Source organism: Klebsiella huaxiensis (assembly GCF_003261575.2).
Taxonomy (GTDB): domain Bacteria; phylum Pseudomonadota; class Gammaproteobacteria; order Enterobacterales; family Enterobacteriaceae; genus Klebsiella; species Klebsiella huaxiensis.
In genome coordinates, this window is record NZ_CP036175.1 from 5,938,599 (window position 1) to 5,958,047 (window position 19,449).

At 53.5% G+C, this 19,449-nt stretch carries 16 protein-coding genes and 2 pseudogenes; 8 read left to right on the forward strand and 10 right to left on the reverse strand.

All coding sequences use genetic code 11. The features are described from left to right. Nucleotides 1-3: 3 nt before the first annotated feature. The 9 genes from rffC to trxA form a co-directional block, all read right to left on the reverse strand. Nucleotides 4-678: a dTDP-4-amino-4,6-dideoxy-D-galactose acyltransferase gene (gene rffC / locus DA718_RS28400; protein WP_112216135.1), complete on the reverse strand. Its 675-nt coding sequence runs from the start codon at nucleotides 676-678 to the stop codon at nucleotides 4-6. Then, a complete protein-coding gene (gene rfbA, locus DA718_RS28405) occupies nucleotides 656-1,537 on the reverse strand; it encodes a glucose-1-phosphate thymidylyltransferase RfbA (RefSeq protein WP_112216134.1) in 882 nt (293 codons plus the stop codon). Before rfbA ends, rffC begins: the two co-directional genes overlap by 23 nt. Nucleotides 1,538-1,554: 17 nt before the next feature. Next, on the reverse strand, nucleotides 1,555-2,622 hold the full coding sequence (gene rffG, locus DA718_RS28410) for a dTDP-glucose 4,6-dehydratase (RefSeq protein WP_112216133.1): 1,068 nt from the start codon (nucleotides 2,620-2,622) through the stop codon (nucleotides 1,555-1,557). Continuing rightward, complete coding sequence (gene wecC / locus DA718_RS28415) at nucleotides 2,619-3,881, reverse strand: UDP-N-acetyl-D-mannosamine dehydrogenase (RefSeq protein WP_112216132.1); 1,263 nt, start codon at nucleotides 3,879-3,881, stop codon at nucleotides 2,619-2,621. Before wecC ends, rffG begins: the two co-directional genes overlap by 4 nt. Then, complete coding sequence (wecB, locus tag DA718_RS28420) at nucleotides 3,878-5,008, reverse strand: non-hydrolyzing UDP-N-acetylglucosamine 2-epimerase (RefSeq protein ID WP_112216131.1); 1,131 nt, start codon at nucleotides 5,006-5,008, stop codon at nucleotides 3,878-3,880. Before wecB ends, wecC begins: the two co-directional genes overlap by 4 nt. Before the next feature lie 56 nt (nucleotides 5,009-5,064). Beyond that, on the reverse strand, nucleotides 5,065-6,111 hold the full coding sequence (wzzE, locus tag DA718_RS28425) for an ECA polysaccharide chain length modulation protein (RefSeq protein ID WP_110276889.1): 1,047 nt from the start codon (nucleotides 6,109-6,111) through the stop codon (nucleotides 5,065-5,067). Nucleotides 6,112-6,132: 21 nt separating this feature from the next. Beyond that, nucleotides 6,133-7,227, reverse strand: a complete 1,095-nt coding sequence (gene wecA, locus DA718_RS28430; RefSeq protein ID WP_110276890.1) for a UDP-N-acetylglucosamine--undecaprenyl-phosphate N-acetylglucosaminephosphotransferase — start codon at nucleotides 7,225-7,227, stop codon at nucleotides 6,133-6,135. A gap of 243 nt (nucleotides 7,228-7,470) precedes the next feature. After that, nucleotides 7,471-8,730 (reverse strand): transcription termination factor Rho, encoded by a 1,260-nt coding sequence (gene rho / locus DA718_RS28435; RefSeq protein ID WP_110276891.1) that lies wholly within the window; start codon nucleotides 8,728-8,730, stop codon nucleotides 7,471-7,473. A 331-nt stretch (nucleotides 8,731-9,061) separates the two neighbouring features. Then, nucleotides 9,062-9,391: a thioredoxin TrxA gene (gene trxA, locus DA718_RS28440; RefSeq protein WP_004097507.1), complete on the reverse strand. Its 330-nt coding sequence runs from the start codon at nucleotides 9,389-9,391 to the stop codon at nucleotides 9,062-9,064. Nucleotides 9,392-9,731: 340 nt separating this feature from the next. Between trxA and rhlB the strand changes: the two genes are divergently transcribed. From rhlB to DA718_RS31110, 5 genes and pseudogenes are all read left to right on the forward strand, one after another. Beyond that, nucleotides 9,732-10,997: an ATP-dependent RNA helicase RhlB gene (gene rhlB / locus DA718_RS28445; protein WP_112216130.1), complete on the forward strand. Its 1,266-nt coding sequence runs from the start codon at nucleotides 9,732-9,734 to the stop codon at nucleotides 10,995-10,997. Between the two features lie 125 nt (nucleotides 10,998-11,122). After that, nucleotides 11,123-12,631, forward strand: a complete 1,509-nt coding sequence (gppA, locus tag DA718_RS28450) for a guanosine-5'-triphosphate,3'-diphosphate diphosphatase (protein ID WP_167492837.1) — start codon at nucleotides 11,123-11,125, stop codon at nucleotides 12,629-12,631. Between the two features lie 18 nt (nucleotides 12,632-12,649). After that, nucleotides 12,650-13,577, forward strand: a pseudogene (locus DA718_RS28455) (LysR family transcriptional regulator). 129 nt (nucleotides 13,578-13,706) lie between these two features. Beyond that, complete coding sequence (locus DA718_RS28460) at nucleotides 13,707-14,705, forward strand: amidohydrolase family protein (RefSeq protein ID WP_112216126.1); 999 nt, start codon at nucleotides 13,707-13,709, stop codon at nucleotides 14,703-14,705. A gap of 86 nt (nucleotides 14,706-14,791) precedes the next feature. Further along, nucleotides 14,792-14,971 (forward strand): annotated as a pseudogene (locus DA718_RS31110) (DUF554 family protein); the annotation flags it as partial. A 105-nt stretch (nucleotides 14,972-15,076) separates the two neighbouring features. Here DA718_RS31110 and DA718_RS28470 read toward each other — a convergent pair. After that, nucleotides 15,077-15,829, reverse strand: a complete 753-nt coding sequence (locus DA718_RS28470; RefSeq protein WP_112216124.1) for a GntR family transcriptional regulator — start codon at nucleotides 15,827-15,829, stop codon at nucleotides 15,077-15,079. Between the two features lie 221 nt (nucleotides 15,830-16,050). On the opposite strand from DA718_RS28470, the gene DA718_RS28475 reads away from it, so the two are divergent. From DA718_RS28475 to DA718_RS28485, 3 genes are read left to right on the forward strand one after another with little or no spacing between them, the layout of a single operon-like run. Further along, nucleotides 16,051-17,067 (forward strand): ADP-ribosylglycohydrolase family protein, encoded by a 1,017-nt coding sequence (locus DA718_RS28475; protein WP_112216123.1) that lies wholly within the window; start codon nucleotides 16,051-16,053, stop codon nucleotides 17,065-17,067. Between the two features lie 18 nt (nucleotides 17,068-17,085). Next, entirely contained in the window at nucleotides 17,086-18,501 is a 1,416-nt protein-coding gene (locus DA718_RS28480; RefSeq protein ID WP_112216122.1) for a purine-cytosine permease family protein, read from the forward strand. Continuing rightward, on the forward strand, nucleotides 18,485-19,447 hold the full coding sequence (locus DA718_RS28485; protein WP_112216121.1) for a PfkB family carbohydrate kinase: 963 nt from the start codon (nucleotides 18,485-18,487) through the stop codon (nucleotides 19,445-19,447). The genes DA718_RS28480 and DA718_RS28485 overlap by 17 nt, the downstream gene beginning before the upstream one ends. Nucleotides 19,448-19,449: the final 2 nt, after the last annotated feature.

The following is a 19,449-nucleotide window of genomic DNA, read 5'->3' on the forward strand; positions in this document are numbered from 1 at the left end:
ATTTCACCTGTATAACCAGTACGCGGCGCTTTCCACATTCGCACCGCTAAGAATGTAACGTTTAAGCGCGGCGGTGTTGCCCATCTGGGTCGCCACCCGCAGTATCGTCAGCCCGCGCAGCACGGCCCAATGTTGCGCCGCCTGCATTAATTCAGTTCCAGCGCCTCGTCCGGCCAACAGGCCAATCCTCGCCTCACGCTCATTAAGCTGTCGCAGAGAGACAAACGCGCGGATATCGCCATCGGGCGCGCGAAAAATCAGGCACTGGTGATCGAAAGTCCCTCGTACCGCATTTTCAATCCACTGGGCGTAGAAACGACCGCTGGCATCGGCAGCGTACCAGGGGGCACGAAAACGACTTAGGGCAAAGGCCAGCGCCGCCAGCTCGCGCAGCCGAGGAATATCCGCCTCCGTCGCCAGCTCAGCTCCGGCATCGTCAGAGGCAGTCAGCGCAAGCGCAAGATCGACCTCTCCCTCCACCAGCCGAAAGCCTAATGCCTGCAGCGCATCCAGACGGGCGGTATCATCCGCCGCGACTTTCGCCTGCACCCGCGACCATCCAGCCAGCGCCTGCGCCGTCAGCAGCGGCGCATCATCGCCAAAGCGCACGATGGCGCTGTTGACGCCAAAGAAGCGGTTTTCCCACTCCAGGGGCTCAATACTGGCGCGGGCGAGCACGGAGCAGATCCAGTAAGTATTGGCCGTAACCAGTTTTTTCCAGCCGTTTCGCCGCACGTTTGACGCCGTCGTCGTCCAGCCAGCCGTTGCGCCAGGCGATCTCTTCCAGACAGGCAATTTTGAAACCCTGGCGTTTTTCAACGGTTTGTACAAACATGCTGGCTTCAATCAGGCTGTCGTGCGTGCCGGTATCCAGCCAGGCAAAACCACGGCCAAGAAGCTCTACCGTCAGTGCGCCATCGTCGAGGTACATTTGATTGATAGAGGTAATTTCCAGCTCACCGCGTTCCGAGGGTTTAACCCGCTTCGCGTACTCCGCCACTTTACCATCGTAAAAATAGAGGCCGGTCACCGCCCAGTTGGATTTGGGCTGTTTTGGCTTCTCTTCCAGCGAAATCGCGCGGAAATCGTCATCAAACTCCACCACGCCAAAGCGTTCAGGATCCATGACCTGATAGCCGAACACCGTCGCCCCGGTAGTGCGGGCCGCCACGCTGCGCAACTTCGGACTAAAACCCTGACCGAAAAAGATGTTGTCGCCCAGCACCAGGCATGAGGGTTCGCCGTTGAGGAACTCCTCGCCGATGATAAACGCCTGCGCTAATCCGTCCGGGCTAGGCTGGGCGGCATAGCTTAAGTGCACGCCGAACTCCGAGCCATCGCCAAGCAGGCGCTGAAAATCGCGCTGGTCATCAGGCGTGGTGATAATCAAGACTTCGCGGATCCCGGCCAGCATCAGCACCGAGAGCGGGTAGTAGATCATCGGCTTGTCGTAGATAGGTAGCAGCTGCTTTGAGACGCCGCGCGTGATCGGATGCAGGCGGGTACCAGAACCGCCTGCAAGGATAATACCTTTCATTTTTCCCCCTCAAGCACTCAGGCTTGCAGCCCCAGGCGTTCGCCTTGATAACTGCCGTCCAGCACCTGCTGCCACCAGGCTTCATTGACCAGGTACCACTGAACGGTTTTGCGCATCCCGCTGGCAAACGTTTCGTCCGGCGTCCAGCCCAGCTCACGCTCAATTTTCGCCGCGTCAATGGCGTAGCGCAGGTCGTGTCCGGGACGGTCGGTAACAAAAGTGATGAGATCGCGATAATGCGCCAGACCGTCCGGTTTGTGCGGCGCTAGCTCCTCCAGCAGATCGCAAATCGTTTCCACTACCTCAATATTCTTACGCTCGTTATGACCGCCGATATTGTAAGTTTCGCCCGGCTCCCCGCTCGTTGCCACCCGATACAGCGCCCTGGCGTGATCTTCAACGTACAGCCAGTCACGGATCTGTTGACCATTGCCGTAAACCGGCAGGGGTTTACCCGCCAGCGCGTTGAGGATGGTCAGCGGGATCAGTTTTTCCGGGAAATGATACGGTCCATAATTATTCGAGCAGTTAGTTACTAGCGTCGGCAAGCCATAGGTGCGCTGCCAGGCGCGTACCAGATGATCGCTACTGGCTTTAGAGGCGGAATAAGGGCTGCTTGGCGCATAAGGCGTAGTTTCGGTGAAAAATTCACCGCTATTATGCAAGTCGCCATAGACCTCATCCGTCGAGATGTGGTGGAAGCGAAAGGCCGATTTTGGGTCATCCTTGAGCCCATTCCAGTAAGCCCGCGTCGCTTCCAGCAGCGTATAGGTGCCAACGATATTGGTTTCGATAAACGCCGCAGGGCCGTCAATAGAGCGGTCAACGTGGCTTTCGGCGGCCAGGTGCATCACGATATCCGGCTGATGATGGCTAAATACGCGATCCAGCTTCGCGCGATCGCAGATATCCACCTGCTCAAAAGCAAAGCGAGCATCCTGAGCAACAGGAGCCAACGACATCAGATTCCCGGCGTAGGTCAGCTTATCAACGACCACCACGTTATCGGCGGTCTCAGTGATAATTTCACGTACCACCGCCGAACCGATAAACCCGGCTCCGCCGGTGACCAGAATCGTTCTCACCGCCAGACCCCTTTGGTATCGACGATAAACGGCTGGCTGACGCTATCGCCGCTAATGGCTTTAAATTCTTTGTGATCGACCAGCATCACCAGCACGTCCGCACTCGCCAACGCCTCGTCCAGCGACGCCAGAGCGCACAAGCCGTCGAGCTTTTTCGGCAACTGATGAATATTTGGCTCAACAACCAACGTTTCACCGCCATGCCAGCGGGCGATTTGCGCGGCAATCGCCATCGCCGGACTTTCACGAAGGTCATCGATATTGGGTTTAAATGCGAGGCCGAAGCAGGCAATTTTCAGCTCGCTGGCGCGCTTATTGCTGGCCGCGAGGCAGTCGGCAACCCGCGCTTTAACCTGGTCGATCACCCATTCTGGTTTATGGTCGTTCACCTCGCGCGCGGTGCGGATAAGCCGCGCCTGCTGTGGGTTCTGCGCTACGATAAACCACGGGTCAACCGCGATGCAGTGGCCGCCAACGCCCGGGCCGGGCTGGAGAATATTGACGCGCGGATGGCGGTTTGCCAGGCGAATCAGTTCCCAGACGTTGATCCCCTGATCGGCGCAAATTAGCGAAAGTTCATTAGCAAAAGCGATGTTAACGTCGCGGAAACTGTTTTCGGTCAGCTTGCACATCTCGGCGGTGCGTGAGTTGGTCACCACGCATTCCCCTTCGAGGAAAATTTTATACAGCTCGCTGGCGCGGGCGGAGCAAACCGGGGACATTCCGCCGATCACGCGGTCGTTTTTAATCAGCTCAACCATGACCTGCCCCGGTAAAACACGTTCAGGACAGTAGGCGATATTGACGTCTGCCGCTTCACCAACCTGCTGTGGGAAGCTCAGATCAGGGCGCATTTCCGCCAGCCAACCTGCCATTTGCTCGGTTGAGCCGACAGGGGAAGTGGATTCGAGGATCACCAACGAACCTTTCTTCAGCGTCGGTGCGATAGATTTGGCCGCCGATTCAACGAAAACCATATCCGGCTTATGCAGGTCTTTAAACGGCGTCGGTACCGCAATCAGGTAAGCATCGGCTTCCACCGGCGCGGTGGTGGCGCTCAGATAACCCTGCTCGACCGCCGTTTTGACGACGCTCGCCAGATCCGGCTCCACGATATGAATTTCACCACGGTTAATGGTCTCCACGGCATGTTGATTGATATCAACGCCGACTACCCGCTTTTGCCGGGAGGCGAACGCGGCTGCAGTTGGCAGGCCAATATACCCAAGGCCAATTACCGAAATGGTAGAAAAGCTCATAGCGTTACCTGATTATTTTTAAGTGCGGACAAAATACGATGACACGCTTGTCCATCGCCGTACGGGTTATGCGCCCGACTCATGGCCTGATACGCGGACTCATCTTGCAGTAAGCGCGTGACCTCATCGACGATGCGCTGGCTGTCAGTACCCACCAGGCGCACGGTGCCAGCGCTGACGGCTTCCGGGCGCTCAGTCATTTCACGCATCACCAGTACCGGCTTGCCAAGCGACGGCGCTTCCTCCTGAATACCACCGGAGTCGGTGAGAATCAGCCATGCGCGATTCATCAACCAGACAAACGGCAGATAGTCCTGTGGCTCAATCAGCATGACGTTATCAACATGGCCGAGAATGCGGTTAACCGGTTCGCTGACGTTCGGGTTCAGATGAACCGGGTAAACAATTTGTACGTCCGGGTTATTAGCTGCAATTTCCGCCAGCGCATGGCAGATTTGCTCAAAACCGCGACCGAAGCTCTCCCGACGATGCCCGGTAACCAGGATCATCTTCTTGCCATTGCCAAGGAAGGAATAGCGCTCGGTCAGTTCACTGCTTAACGCTTCGTTGCTCAACACGCGATCGCGTACCCAGAACAACGCATCAATCACCGTGTTACCCGTGACCGTAATTTGAGCATCCGCAATGTTTTCCTGCAGCAGATTCTGTCGCGAGGTCTCCGTCGGCGCAAAATGGTACGTCGCCAGCCGTCCGGTTAACGTGCGGTTCCCCTCTTCCGGCCACGGCGAGTTCAAATCCCCCGTGCGCAACCCTGCTTCGACATGTCCCACCGGGATGCGTTGATAGAAAGCCGCCAGACTCGCCGCCATCGTGGTGGTAGTGTCGCCATGCACCAGCACGACGTCCGGTTTGAATGACTCCAGCACCGGCTTTAATCCCTCAAGGATGCGGCAGGTAATCTCCGTCAAGCCCTGACCCGGCTGCATAATGTTGAGGTCATAATCCGGAACAATTGAAAAAAGTTTCAACACCTGATCGAGCATCTCCCGATGCTGCGCGGTCACGCAAACTTTCGCCTCAAAATGAGGATCCCTTGCCAGCGCATGTACCAGAGGTGCCATCTTGATGGCTTCTGGTCTCGTGCCAAATACGGTTAGTACTTTCACATCGATTCTCTTCGATTAGGTGATGAAGGGCGAATGTCCTTCATCACAGGCTGCATTCACTGGATACGGCGACGCGATAACGCAACGCCTGCGCCGATGAGCGCGCCCACAATCCCCCACATCACCATCAGAAATACGCGGCGCGGGCTATCGCGTTTTACCGGTTCTTCAGGTGTTCGCAAATACCGGTAAGTCTGAAAACGAGGGTCCAGCGTTGGCCCAACGTTCAATGTTGTTAGCATTGCGCGACTTTGGTCATAGTCGATATCGTATTCCGGTCCTACTGCCTGTAGGTTTTCCAGTCGAGCCTGCAGCATCGGCCGCCCCAGTAAAAACAGTTCCGAATCTGGCAGTTGGTCAGGCGGAACATCGGTTTCGCTGCGAGAAATGTTGTGCTGTTGCGCGACTTTCAGCGCCTGCTCCACGCTATGGTTGCGGCGATTGAAAATCTCACGCGCCACCTCTTCCTGTCGCTTTACCTGCGCTTTCATCTGCACGGTCCGCGCCGCCCAGGCACCTTTCAGTTCATCGTTCAGATGCCCTGCCGCACGCTGGCTGGCGAAAGCGACATACTGACGCAGCAAGTTGTTAGCATCCGGTGCCGTTTCAGCCGTCAGCTTCACACTATCATTGACGCTTTTTAGCGCATCGCCGGGCATAAACTGAATATCGTTAATCAGGTCATCCAACAATGCAGCGTCTGCGCGGGCGTTGCCCGACTGGCGCTGTTTGTAGTAATCCGTTTGCAGCCAGAAGTCGCGCCGGGTATCCCAGGACGCCTGCTGCATAATGAACTCTTTGTACGCCTCGTCCATTACCGAAGGTTGATCGACCGATACAAGATTGGCCTTGATGTCGAGATTGCGTAAGAACTGCTGCTGCGAATAGTAGCCGCCCAGCATATTCACTGTTGGCCGGTCAGTAATCGCCGTTGCGCTCCACTCCTGGCGAGCAAAAAAGGTATAAACCAGAACAATCAGCGCAAAGAGCACTGCCGTACCTACTATCCAGCTTTTTCCTGCCCATAAGGCGCGAAACAACCCGCGAATATCCAGCTCATTCTCAACGTTCACTGCTCGTGCTCCCGGTAATGGTTGAGTCATCACATCCCCAGACTTACTTGGTTAATTTGGATTATTGCTGCTGTGTCGCCGTATTCTGCGTCTAATGCGCTTAACCAGACGCGCCACTTTCCAGGCGCGTTTAATGCAGTAGCCATAAAGGAAGAAGGCTAACAAAAACAGTATCAACATCACCCATTCAGGAACAATACGGGTGTATTCCGCCACCACGCCTACCAGCGCCAGCAACGCGGCGGCCAGGGTGATCAGCACGAATGCCTGGCGGGAAGTAAACCCGGCACGCATGATTAAATGATGAATATGTTGACGGTCCGGGGAGAACGGACTCATCCCTTTACGCAGGCGGCGATACATAATCGCCACCATATCCATCAACGGAATGGCAATAATCCACAGCGCGGTAACCGGGCTAATGGGGTGCGTTTTGCCTTGCGTGGTCTCCAGCAGGATCCAGATGATAGTGAAGCCAATCATGGTACTGCCGGCATCACCCATAAAGACCTTGTAGCGACGACCAAGCGCACCGAGGTTAAGTAAAATATAGGGCAAAATGGCGGCGATCATCGCAAAACACCACATCGCCAGGCTGTATTGACCATCAAACCACAGAATGATGCCCGTCGCCGCGAAAGAGACAGAGGAGAGACCGCCAAGCAGACCATCAATACCATCAACCATATTGAAGGCATTGATCGCAGCCCAAACGGCAAACAGCGTGAGGAAGAATCCGAAAGGGCCGAGCACCAGCTCCCACGAACCAAAAATAAAACCCAGGCTACTAAGATGAAGATTACCGACCGTCATCATAATGACGGCGATGGCGGCCTGAATAACCGCGCGAATTTTTACACTGATATCAAAGCGGTCGTCCAGTGCACCAACCAGCACAAGCACCCCTGCGCAAGACAGATATAACCGCGCGTGGGGGATATAATAATCTGCGATAGCAAACGTAAAACAAATACCTGCATAAACTGAGATACCACCGACTAACGGAATCAAACCCTGATGCCGTTTGCGATAGTTAGGTTTATCCACCAACCCAACTCTTTTTGCCGCCTTACGAGCAACAAATATAAATAGGGTAGTGAATAAGAAAATACTGATTAATTCAGTAATAGCAGTGAGTAAATTCACAACGCATGTGCTCTCAGCATAGTTAATCCGGGAAGTATAACGATGATGTCTCAACTCCTGAAGGGGTAAAGCAGAACATTACAAATTTATTGTATAGATTTTAGTCTGTTAAAGTTCTCTCTGCCTGGTATTGTGCTGCACACATCATACGATAACACCCGCTTTGTTTTCCCTTTCTGGATCATACAAACCCAGAAAACAAAACGCCACGCAATAGCGTGGCGTTTTCTGGCTTTTTTTAACTTACGAGCGCTTCATCATGTCAAAGAAGTCATCGTTAGTTTTGGTCATCGCCAGTTTATTGATGAGGAACTCCATCGCGTCAATTTCACCCATAGGATGGATGATTTTGCGCAGGATCCACATCTTCTGCAGCTCTTCCTGAGTGGTGAGCAGCTCTTCTTTACGCGTACCGGAACGGTTGTAATCGATCGCCGGGAAGACGCGTTTTTCAGCGATCTTACGCGAGAGGTGCAATTCCATGTTGCCGGTACCTTTAAACTCTTCATAGATAACTTCATCCATTTTAGAGCCAGTATCGACCAGAGCTGTGGCGATAATCGTCAGGCTACCGCCCTCTTCCACGTTACGCGCAGCACCGAAGAAACGCTTCGGACGATGCAGGGCGTTGGCGTCAACACCACCGGTCAACACTTTACCGGAAGCCGGTACGACGGTGTTGTAGGCACGAGCCAGACGGGTGATGGAGTCGAGCAGGATGATAACGTCTTTCTTGTGTTCAACCAGACGTTTCGCTTTCTCGATAACCATTTCCGCAACCTGAACGTGGCGGGATGCCGGTTCATCAAAGGTAGAAGCAATAACCTCACCTTTCACCAGACGCTGCATCTCTGTCACTTCTTCCGGACGTTCGTCGATCAGCAGTACCATCAGCACACAATCAGGGTGGTTGTACGCAATGCTCTGTGCAATATTCTGCAGCAGCATGGTTTTACCCGCTTTCGGCGGTGCAACAATCAGACCACGCTGACCACGACCGATCGGCGATGCCAGATCCAGGACACGAGCAGTTAAGTCTTCCGTAGAACCATTACCACGCTCCATACGCAGACGTGAGTTTGCGTGCAGCGGCGTTAAGTTCTCGAACAGAATCTTATTACGCGCGTTTTCCGGCTTGTCGTAGTTAACTTCGTTAACTTTCAACAATGCAAAGTAACGCTCACCCTCTTTAGGAGGACGAATCTTACCGGAAATGGTGTCACCAGTGCGGAGGTTGAAACGGCGGATTTGGCTAGGGGATACGTAGATGTCATCAGGACCGGCGAGGTAGGAGCTGTCTCCAGAACGGAGGAAACCAAATCCATCCTGCAGTATCTCCAGCACACCGTCGCCAAAGATATCTTCGCCACTCTTTGCGTGCTGCTTCAGGATGGCAAAAATGATGTCCTGCTTGCGCATACGTGCCTGGTTTTCCAGACCCATATTTTCGCCGAGAGTAATCAGCTCAGAAACCGGCGTATTCTTTAATTCGGTAAGATTCATAATGGTGTGGGTTCTTAAACTCGGGGTAAAACTCGAACTTAATGTTGTGAATGGTATGGCAGGAACATCCATGCCTGTTAACGGCCTTCATCTCGTGTCTGTACGTCGCCTGGTCACAGGAAAGAACGCAGAACTGAAACGACTAGACGGAATGAGTGATAAGCCCGGAATTATTAGCTTCACGCGCATTTTCTGCGGGACGCTTTGGGTAAAACAAGATTCAAACAAAGGTATGTTTAAAACGAAGTCTGGAATTAACTTAGCACGACTCTTGCCGGGCGTCCAGAGATCCGCAAAAAATAGGAGTCTGGACGCCGGAATAGCAAATCGCTTACGCCAGGTTGGCGTCGAGGAACTCTTTCAACTGGCCTTTAGACAGCGCACCAACTTTGGTTGCTGCAACTTCGCCATTTTTGAACAGCAGCAGAGTCGGGATGCCGCGAATGCCGTATTTCGGCGCAGTACCCGGGTTCTGATCGATGTTCAGTTTCGCAATGGTCAGTTTGCCCTGATACTCTTCAGCGATCTCATCCAGAATCGGGGCGATCATTTTGCACGGACCACACCACTCTGCCCAGAAATCGACGAGGGTTAGCCCGTCAGCCTTGAGTACGTCCGTGTCAAAACTGTCGTCAGTCAGGTGAATAATTTTATCGCTCATATTTAACTCCACAGGAATAAGCCTGGTGTGTTGGTGTCGCAGTCATCAACGACGTGTCGATGCTCCGTTATGCACGCTATTTTCAGGATGCCCCTTTAAGCCACCTGCGCGACACGGCCCATCATGGACCTCGCCGCTCAGGAGTCAAAGCAATCTGTATTCAAACCGGCTTATCGCAGATTTGTCACCCCGGCTCGCTTAAGTAGTCTAAGCTTTCGAGGATTCGTTCAATTGCCGCAGACGCACCTTGAGTCATTTCATGCATAGCCAACGAAAGGTTGACGTTATTTCACCGGATACGCTTTCTTAATGCAATAGTTAGCTGATATTCTACCACACTATGAGCAAAACACACTTAACAGAACAGAAGTTTTCCGACTTCGCCCTGCACCCGGCAGTGATTGAAGCCCTTGAAAAAAAAGGGTTTCATAATTGCACACCCATCCAGGCACTCGCTCTCCCGCTGACGCTGGAAGGTCGTGATGTTGCCGGGCAGGCGCAAACCGGTACCGGTAAAACGATGGCGTTTCTGACGTCAACGTTTCATTATCTTCTCACTCACCCGGCCATTGCTGACCGCCAGGTCAACCAGCCGCGCGCACTGATCATGGCTCCGACCCGCGAACTGGCAGTGCAGATCCACGCTGATGCAGAACCGCTGGCACAGACTGCCGGTCTGAAGCTCGGCCTCGCATACGGCGGCGACGGCTACGACAAGCAGTTGAAAGTACTGGAAAGCGGCGTTGATATCCTGATCGGAACCACCGGCCGCCTTATCGACTACGCCAAACAGAACCATATCAACCTCAGCGCCATTCAGGTTGTTGTCCTCGACGAAGCCGATCGCATGTACGATCTCGGCTTTATTAAAGATATTCGCTGGCTGTTCCGTCGTATGCCGCCGGCCAATCAGCGCCTGAACATGCTGTTTTCTGCCACCCTTTCTTATCGCGTGCGTGAACTGGCGTTCGAGCAAATGAACAACGCCGAATACGTCGAAGTCGAGCCGGAGCAGAAAACAGGTCACCGAATTAAAGAAGAGTTATTCTATCCTTCCAACGAAGAAAAAATGCGCCTGCTGCAGACGCTGCTGGAAGAAGAGTGGCCGGATCGCGCCATTATCTTCGCCAACACCAAACATCGTTGTGAAGATATCTGGGGTCACCTGGCGGCGGACGGCCATCGCGTTGGTCTGTTGACCGGCGATGTCGCACAGAAAAAACGCCTGCGCATTCTCGACGAATTCACTCGCGGCGATATCGATATTCTGGTCGCCACCGACGTTGCCGCCCGCGGCCTGCATATCCCAGCGGTTACTCACGTCTTTAACTACGACCTACCGGACGATTGTGAAGACTACGTTCACCGCATCGGTCGTACTGGACGCGCTGGCGCTAGCGGTCACTCAATCAGCCTGGCTTGTGAAGAGTACGCGTTGAATCTGCCGGCTATCGAAACCTATATTGGACATTCGATTCCGGTGAGCAAATACAATCCAGATGCGCTCATGACCGATCTGCCCAGGGCACTACGTCTGACGCGTCCGCGTCCGGGTAACGGTCCACGCCGTAACGGTCCGCCACGTAACCGTCGTCGTTCAGGTTAAAGCTATATGCCATACACAAAATCATTCAAGTTGCATCAAGGCGGCAAGAGAACGAATCCCGACGAGCTTACTCTGGTAAGTGATTCGGGTAAGAGAACGCAGCCAACGCAGAGGCAATTTGAAGGATGAAGTGTATGAACTCCACCTCGCTCTATGCAGCTATCGATCTAGGTTCTAATAGCTTTCATATGTTGGTTGTACGCGAGGTGGCGGGGAGCATCCAGACCCTCAGTCGTATTAAACGCAAAGTGCGTTTGGCTGCCGGTCTGAATGGCGACAATACGCTCTCCGTAGAAGCAATGGAGCGCGGCTGGCAATGTTTACGTCTGTTTGCCGAGCGCCTGCAGGATATACCTCCAGCGCAAATTCGCGTGGTCGCCACCGCGACGCTTCGTCTGGCAGTAAACGCTGGAGAGTTTCTGGAAAAAGCGCGGGAAATCCTCGGCTGCCCGGTGCAGGTCATCAGCGGTGAAGAGGAAGCTCGTCTGATTTATCAGGGCGTTGCGCATACCACTGGCGGCGCAGATCAGCGTCTGGTCGTGGATATCGGCGGAGCCAGTACTGAACTGGTTACTGGAACCGGTGCGCAAACCACCTCGCTTTTCAGCCTGTCGATGGGTTGCGTCACCTGGCTGGAGCGCTACTTCGCCGATCGCAGCCTCACCAAAGAAAATTTCGACCTTGCCGAAACCGCCGCGCGCGAAGTGCTGCGTCCCGTGGCCTATGTTCTGCGCTATCACGGCTGGAAGGTCTGTGTCGGCGCATCCGGTACCGTTCAGGCCTTGCAGGAAATCATGATGGCGCAGGGGATGGATGAACGCATCACCCTGGCCAAACTGCAGCAGCTCAAACAGCGCGCAATTCAGTGCGGTCGTCTGGAAGAGCTGGAGATTGAAGGCTTGACGCTCGAACGGGCGTTAGTCTTCCCGAGCGGTCTGGCAATACTGATGGCCATTTTCAGCGAGCTGAACATTCAGTGCATGACCCTCGCGGGTGGGGCACTGCGTGAAGGTCTTGTCTACGGCATGCTGCATCTGTCGGTCGATCAGGATATTCGTAGCCGCACACTGCGTAATATTCAGCGCCGGTTTCTGGTGGATACCGAGCAGGCGCAGCGCGTTGCACAGCTGTCCGCGCATTTTGTTCGTCAGGTGGAAAATAGTTGGGATATTGAGCCATTATGCTTCGATCTGCTGCAAAGTGCCTGTCAACTGCATGAAATAGGCCTGAGCGTAGAGTATAAGCAAGCGCCTCTGCACGCGGCCTGGCTCGTTCGAAATCTCGACCTGCCTGGCTTCACGCCTGCGCAAAAAAAACTGCTGGCGACGCTGTTGCTAAACCAGACCAACGCCGTCGACCTCTCTTCGATTCATCAGCAAAACGCGGTGCCGCCGAGAGTCGCGGAACATATGTGCCGCCTGCTGCGTCTGGCTATTCTGTTTGCCAGCCGCCGACGCGACGATCTGCTACCGATGATTACGCTGACTGCCAAAGATGAAAGTTTGACGCTGACGCTACCGCAAGGCTGGCTGGAGAATCATCCGCTGGGCCGGGAGATGGTAGAACAAGAGTGCCAGTGGCAAAGTTACGTTCACTGGCCGTTGCAGCTCAGCGAGGAGCGCGCAGCAAAATAGCTCAACCAGGGAAATATCATGCGAGAAGAACTGGATTTCAAATCGCTGCGTTTTTTTTCCGCCCTCTTCCGCCTGGGGAACGTCTCTCCCGCCGCCGAAGCGCTCAATATCAGCCAGCCGACCGGCAGCCTGCTGTTGAAAAAACTGCGCGAGCATTTTGACGATCCTCTGTTTGTGCGTATAGGGCAACGCATGGTGCCCACGCCGCGCGCTGATGATATCGCCCAGACCATTTTTACCATTCTTCAATTGGTCGATAATCAACTTCCTGGCAACCCTGAATTTATCCCCCAAACCAGTACGCGTAATTTCACTATTGGCATGACCGATATCAGCCAGATGACATTGTTACCGCCCTTGCAGGTACGGTTACAACAACAGAACGCTGAAGGTATTACTTTTTCAGTGCTGAATATCGACGATCAAACGCTGGGCGCGCTCGAATCAGGCAAGTGTGATTTAGCCATCGGTTATCTGATGCAGCTACCGGATAGCGTTTACCAGCAGCGCCTGTTTAATCAATCCTATGTTTGCCTGGCGGCAAAAAATCATCCGCGGATCCGTTCCTCGTTTACCGCCGAGAACTGGCGGCTGGAAAAACATCTGGCCGTTCACGTCAACGGCACCGGGCATGGCGATATCGATCGACTGCTCAATGAGTACGGCATGCCGCGCCGTATTTCCCTCACCCTCCCCAGCTTTTTAGGTGCAGGTGAGCTGGTTGCGGGCAGTGAACTGATCGCCGTCGTTCCCGAGCAATTGGCACACCATATTACCCATCGTTATCCCTGCTGCAGCTGGCCGTTACCCTTTTCGCTGCCGGAAATCGCGATTCGTCAGGTCTGGCATCAGCGTCTGCACCGCGATCCCGGGCACATCTGGCTGCGTACGCTGATCGCCAACTTTGCTACAGCCAGCAACAATAAAAACCTCTATTAACTTTTAAGCATTCAAAAATAATGCTGTATTAGTTTTTCTGATAACCCGTATTGGATTCTGTTTATTGCCGTAAGTACGTAAAAAATTCTATTCTCCTCGCATCAGGTCATACAAAAACAGATTCGAGGAATATATTATGCGTGGAAAAATCGCTTTAGAAGAGCACGTTTCAACACCGAAAAATAACAGCCTCTGGGACTCAACTGGCGAAGCGGCAAGAAATGGCTCAGAATATATGAAAGACGTTGAACGCCGTTTATTAGATCGCAGCTATCAGCTGGATGAAATGGCGCAACGTAATATCGACCACGTGATTCTTTCTCTGACTTCACCTGGCGCACAATCTATTTTAGATAAATCAGCTGCGGTATCTTTCGCTCGTGAAACCAACGACTATATCGTTGAAAATTATGTTAAGCCAAACCCGGATAAATTCAGCGCATTTGCGACTCTGGCATTACAAAATCCAGAGGCTGCAGCCGAAGAACTGGATCGCGCAGTCAAAAAACTAGGCATGAAAGGCGCACTGATTAACGGTTATACCAACGTCCAGGATAGCGAACATGGCCTGTACCTGGATGATGAATCCATGCTGGTATTCTGGGATAAAGTCAATGAGCTGAACGTCCCCGTATATTTGCACCCGCGTGAACCATTAGAAGGCCCAGCGCGCGGTATCTACACCGGCTATGAAAGCCTGATCGGTTCCGCCTGGGGCTTTGCTCAGGAAACGGCGGTCCATGCGATTCGCCTGATGATGAGTGGTCTGTTTGACCGTTATCCTGACCTGAACCTGGTTTTAGGCCACTTAGGCGAAGGCCTGGTACACATGCTGCCGCGTACTCAGCATCGTCTCTACCGTCAACGCTTCGGCTGCGGTTTGGGCAAAGCAGAGAAACCGTTAATGCACTATTTGCAGAATAACTTTATCGTCACCACCAGCGGTCACTTCAATACCTATTCTCTGCAAAATGCGATTGATATTATGGGCCCGGATCGCGTGATGTTCTCCGTCGATTATCCGTATGAGGATATTCATCAGGCTTGTGATTGGTTCGATCCGCTGGAAATGGATACTGAATTGAAAAATAAAATCGCCTGGGGCAACGCCAACCGCGTATTCAATATCAAATAATTTCCTCCTGTCGTAACAAAAGGGCCTGACACAGGCCCTTTTCATTATTAATTACCAAATCCATTCTCGATTCCTTTACCACCGTTATTTTTACCTCCGCACTCGGCTACATTATCGCCATCATCTTTGTGCCTCAGCTTATTGTCTTCGTTATTCTCTTTTTTGCCGCCAGTTTTATCATGACGATGATTAATCCCTCGATGGTGGCCGATTTTACGGCCTGCGGGGGGCATCATCATGCTGGCGACAGGTTTTCGGCTCTGCGGAATTCACGCTTTCCTACGGCAAATATGCTGCCATCGCTAATTCTGGTAATGCCCTTCTCCGCCGCGTGGCAACTATTCATCTTTCCAGGCTGTGCCTGCAGTGCCCTATGTCCGCAACGCCTGAAGCTTTACTCTGAAATCAAAATTAAAGTAATTACTCAGGCAAAACGCGGTTCCATACTCAAGCACGTCCCCATGAGCATTACGGCTTTTCAGCGTAATTTTCATCAACGGCATCCCATGAGGTAAGTCGAGCAAATTCAGTTCCTCACCCGAAGGGATATGCACCGTCAGGGAGTAATCCTGAAGATCGGGAAAAATATTGTTTTCAGCCCAGTGGGCATACAGCGAGCCTTCGAGCAAATCCGGGCGAGGCAAGAAACGTTCAGGGATAAACATGGTTTCGATGGAAACAGGAAGGGCATCAACTAAACGTACACGTTTTATTTTTGCCACCCGATCTCCAACCGCGATCTCCAGCTCGCGAGCCAGAATATCATCCGCCGCCAGCTTTTCCCTCACCAGCCACCGATTAGACACCGTCCCTGAATTTTGTAGCTGGGCAGAAAATCCGCCACTGGCAAGGTTATAGCTTACCGGCAGATTCACCTCAGTGCCTTTCCCGTGACGCTTGGTAACCAGTCCGGCTTCCAGCAGCGCCTCCAGCGCCTTGACCACCGTCACGCGCGATAGCTCGAGAGCCTGGGACATTTTGCGTTCAGAGGGCAAAATACTGCCATGAGTCAGTAACCGATCCGCTATTGCAGCTTCAATAGCCTGTTTTAATTGAATATAAAGCGGCGCAGGCGCCTCGGCATTCAGACGACCTTTTATATACTCAAGCAGCGGTTGCGACATAATTCATGTGGCCTTAAAGGATTAATCACCAGTGGATTTATCATAGTGGATCCATACTGGAATCTATACCCTCATCATAACCCCTCCCCGCACTCTCCCGAATCCCAATTTGCTATCAGAATGCGCCGTCGATCACAGAGTGATTATAAAGGACTTTAACTGGACTTAATCTGGATCTATTTTTAGTACAACTTTTATTCATCTCTTACCGGGAGTCGTCGATGTCTGATATTCGCCCTACCTATACCGCCGAACGCCGTATCCTTGGCTGTCTTTATGGGCAAGCCATTGGTGATGCAATGGGTATGCCTTCCGAGCTATGGCCTAAACGTCGAGTCATCAACCATTTTGGCTGGATTGAACGCTTTCTTCCCGGCCCGAAAGAGAATATCGCGGCCTGCGAATTTAGCGCTGCGGAGTTCACCGATGATACGCACCAGTGTATCGCTTTAATGGATGCACTGAATGAAACCAACGGTGTAACCGATCCACTGGTCATCGCCAAACATATTCTGCTGTGGGCCAGACGCTGCCGGGCGTTTGAGAAAAATATTCTCGGCCCGACTTCGAAGGCCTCTCTGCTCGCGCTCGAGCAAGGGCAAGCGCTTGATGAGATCGCGGCTAACGGCGTGACCAACGGCGCAGCGATGCGTGTAGCGCCGATGGGTTGCCTATTGCCAACCCGAGACAGGGCGTTTTTCATTGCGCAAGTACGGCTATCCTGTCTACCGACGCACAAATCAGATATCGCGATTGCCGGCGCAGTGGTGATTGCCTGGGCTATCAGCCGCGCCATTGAAGGTGCCGGGTGGGCGTTAATCAAAACCGAGCTGGCATCACTCGCAAATGAAACCCAGCGCCAGTATGAGTCCACTTTTAGTCCACTTCTCGGGAATCGCATCCACTTAGCGTTAGATATGATGACCAGAGAGACTGACCATCTGACAGGCATTGAACGTATTTACGAAGATATCGGTGCCGGCATGGATATTATCGAATCCGTCCCGGCAGCGATTGCGCTGGTCGAACTGTCAGGAACTCAGCCCATGAAATGCGCCATGCTGGCGGCAAATTTAGGCGGCGACACGGATACCATCGGCGCGATGGCAACGGCTATCTGCGGCGCGCTTCATGGCATAGAAGCTTTCCCTGAAGAACATATACAACAGATTAATCAGGCCAACGGCATCGACTTCGCGCCTTACGCACAGCGGCTTGCAGGCTACCGCTTCGCATAATTCACAGAGGGCATCAATATGGACAACAAAGCTTCATACGATGGTAATATCCAAACGGCGGATCCCGGAATGGCGGAGTTGGGGATCGGTCTGGTTCCCCCGGTTCACCAAAACCAAAAGCCGGTACAGCTCTTTTTCGTCTGGTGCGCCGCAAATATCGGCATTCTTGGGGTTGTTTACGGTGCAGTTATTGTGTCGTTCGGTCTCTCATTCTGGCAGTCAATTCTTGCTGCCGTCGCAGGAGTCGCCTCCTTTGCGCTGGTCGGAGTGACCAGCATCGCCGGAAAAATCGGGCGAACGACAACGTTGACGCTCTCCCGCGTGATATTTGGCAAACGCGGTAATATCGCGCCCACCAGCTTTTGCTGGGTGAACCTGATGGGCTGGGAATCGGTCAATATCATTACCGGCACGCTCACGCTCGTCGCGCTGTTTGCCGCCATGGGTTTTGAAGAGAGCCTGACGACCACTGCACTATCGCTTTTCCTGTTTGGCGGGTTGACCGTGCTGGTCAGCGTACTCGGCCAAAATGCCGTGCTGATGATGCAAAAATGGATCACCCGAATCTTTGGTGCCATGACGCTACTGGTAGTGATTTATTTGCTGTTCACCGCGGACTGGCAGGCCATCCTCGCCCTGCCTTCAGGCAGTTGGCTGACCGGTTTTCTCCCGGCAGTCTCTATTATCGCCGCAGGCACCGGCATCAGTTGGGCTATTGCCGGTGCCGACTATAGTCGGGATCAGCGCCCTGACTCCGGTGAAAAGAGCATTTTTCTCGCCGTTGTTAGCGGCGCTGCCCTTCCCTTACTGCTGCTGATGCTCACCGGGATACTGCTTACCGCCCAAATCCCTGATTTGGCGTCCAGCGAAAATCCAATTTCCGCGATCGGCAAACTACTGCCTTCGTGGATGGCAATCCCCTATCTTGCGGCGGCTACCGCCGGGGTTGTGACCATCGCAGTGTTGAGCCTCTATTCCGCCAGCCTTAATCTATTAAGCATGGGGATTAAGCTACAGCAGCGTTCCGCCGTGGCCATCGACGCCGTGCTGGTGCTGGGGATCGCACTCTACGTGCTGTTTGTGTCGAAAGATTTTCTCGGACCGTTCATTGCGTTTCTGATTTTCTGCGGCGTATTTCTGGCCGCCTGGGCCGCCATTTTTATCGTCGACTTCTACCGGATCCGCCGCCATGTCGGATACTCGGAAGCTGACTTATTCAGGGAAAGCGGCGCGAACCGAACCGCGCTGGGCTGCTGGATTGTCGGCGCGTTGGCGGGATTGATGGTATCCAAAACCGGGTTTATCGACGGGCCTTTCGCGGTCGGGATTTTCGCGGACTCCAGCCTGGGATTATTCGTCTCTTTTGTTCTGAGCCTGGTGCTGTATCTCGCTTTTGGAGCCAGGAAGGGGGCTTGCCATGACAATAACAGCTGACCTGCTATCACCACAGCGCCCGATAGTGGTTATTGGCGCTGCTTTTGGCGACCTTATTCTCCACCTCGATACGCTGCCGCAAAGCGGTAGCGATGTCTCCGCCCGCGATGGCGGGCGGCAGATTGGCGGCTGCGCGTTCAACGTCGCTCGTGCGCTCGCGCGTCTCAACCTGGCCCCGGTTAACGCCATACCGGTGGGCAATGGCGACTGGGGGCAAGCCGTTGCGCAAAAAATGGCACAGGAAAGTTTACCGGTTCTCTTGCGCCACCCTACCCACGATAACGGCTGGTGTCTGGCCCTCGTTGAGGCCAACAAAGAGCGGACGTTTATCACCGTTGAGGGCTGCGAGCAGCACTGGAGCACTGAGCTACTGGCGCAAATCCCACAGCCGAAGGACGCAATTATTTACGTCTCAGGCTACGAGCTGGCCAGCGAAGCGCTGCGTCAGTGGATCCTCACACTTTCTGAAGATAAAACGCTGTTTGTCGATTTTGGCCCCCGCCTGTGCGATCTGGATATTGGTTTTATTAAGGCACTGTTGCATAAACGTCCCGTGCTCACTCTGAACCGCAACGAACTCAGCGCGCTAAGCGCACGTTTATATCACCAGGAGAATGCTACGCTTGAGTCAGCCTTGCGGCTCGCCAGAGACTGGCAGCTACGGGCAATTTGTCGGTTTGATAAGGATGGCGCGTGGGTGGTTGAACCCAACGCGGAGCCGCAGCATATCCCGGCATGCCGCGTGGTAGTTCACGATACGATTGCCGCAGGAGACAGCCACTGTGCAGGAACAATTGCCGGGCTGGCCTGCGGGATGAGTCTGCGTCAGGCAACGCAATTGGGCAACGAGGTGGCGGCTATCGTCGTCAGCAGGCCTGGCTCAGACGGTGCGCCGACCCGCAAGGAGCTACGCCAGTTCCAGCTTCAGCAGGAAAACGACCGCTAACC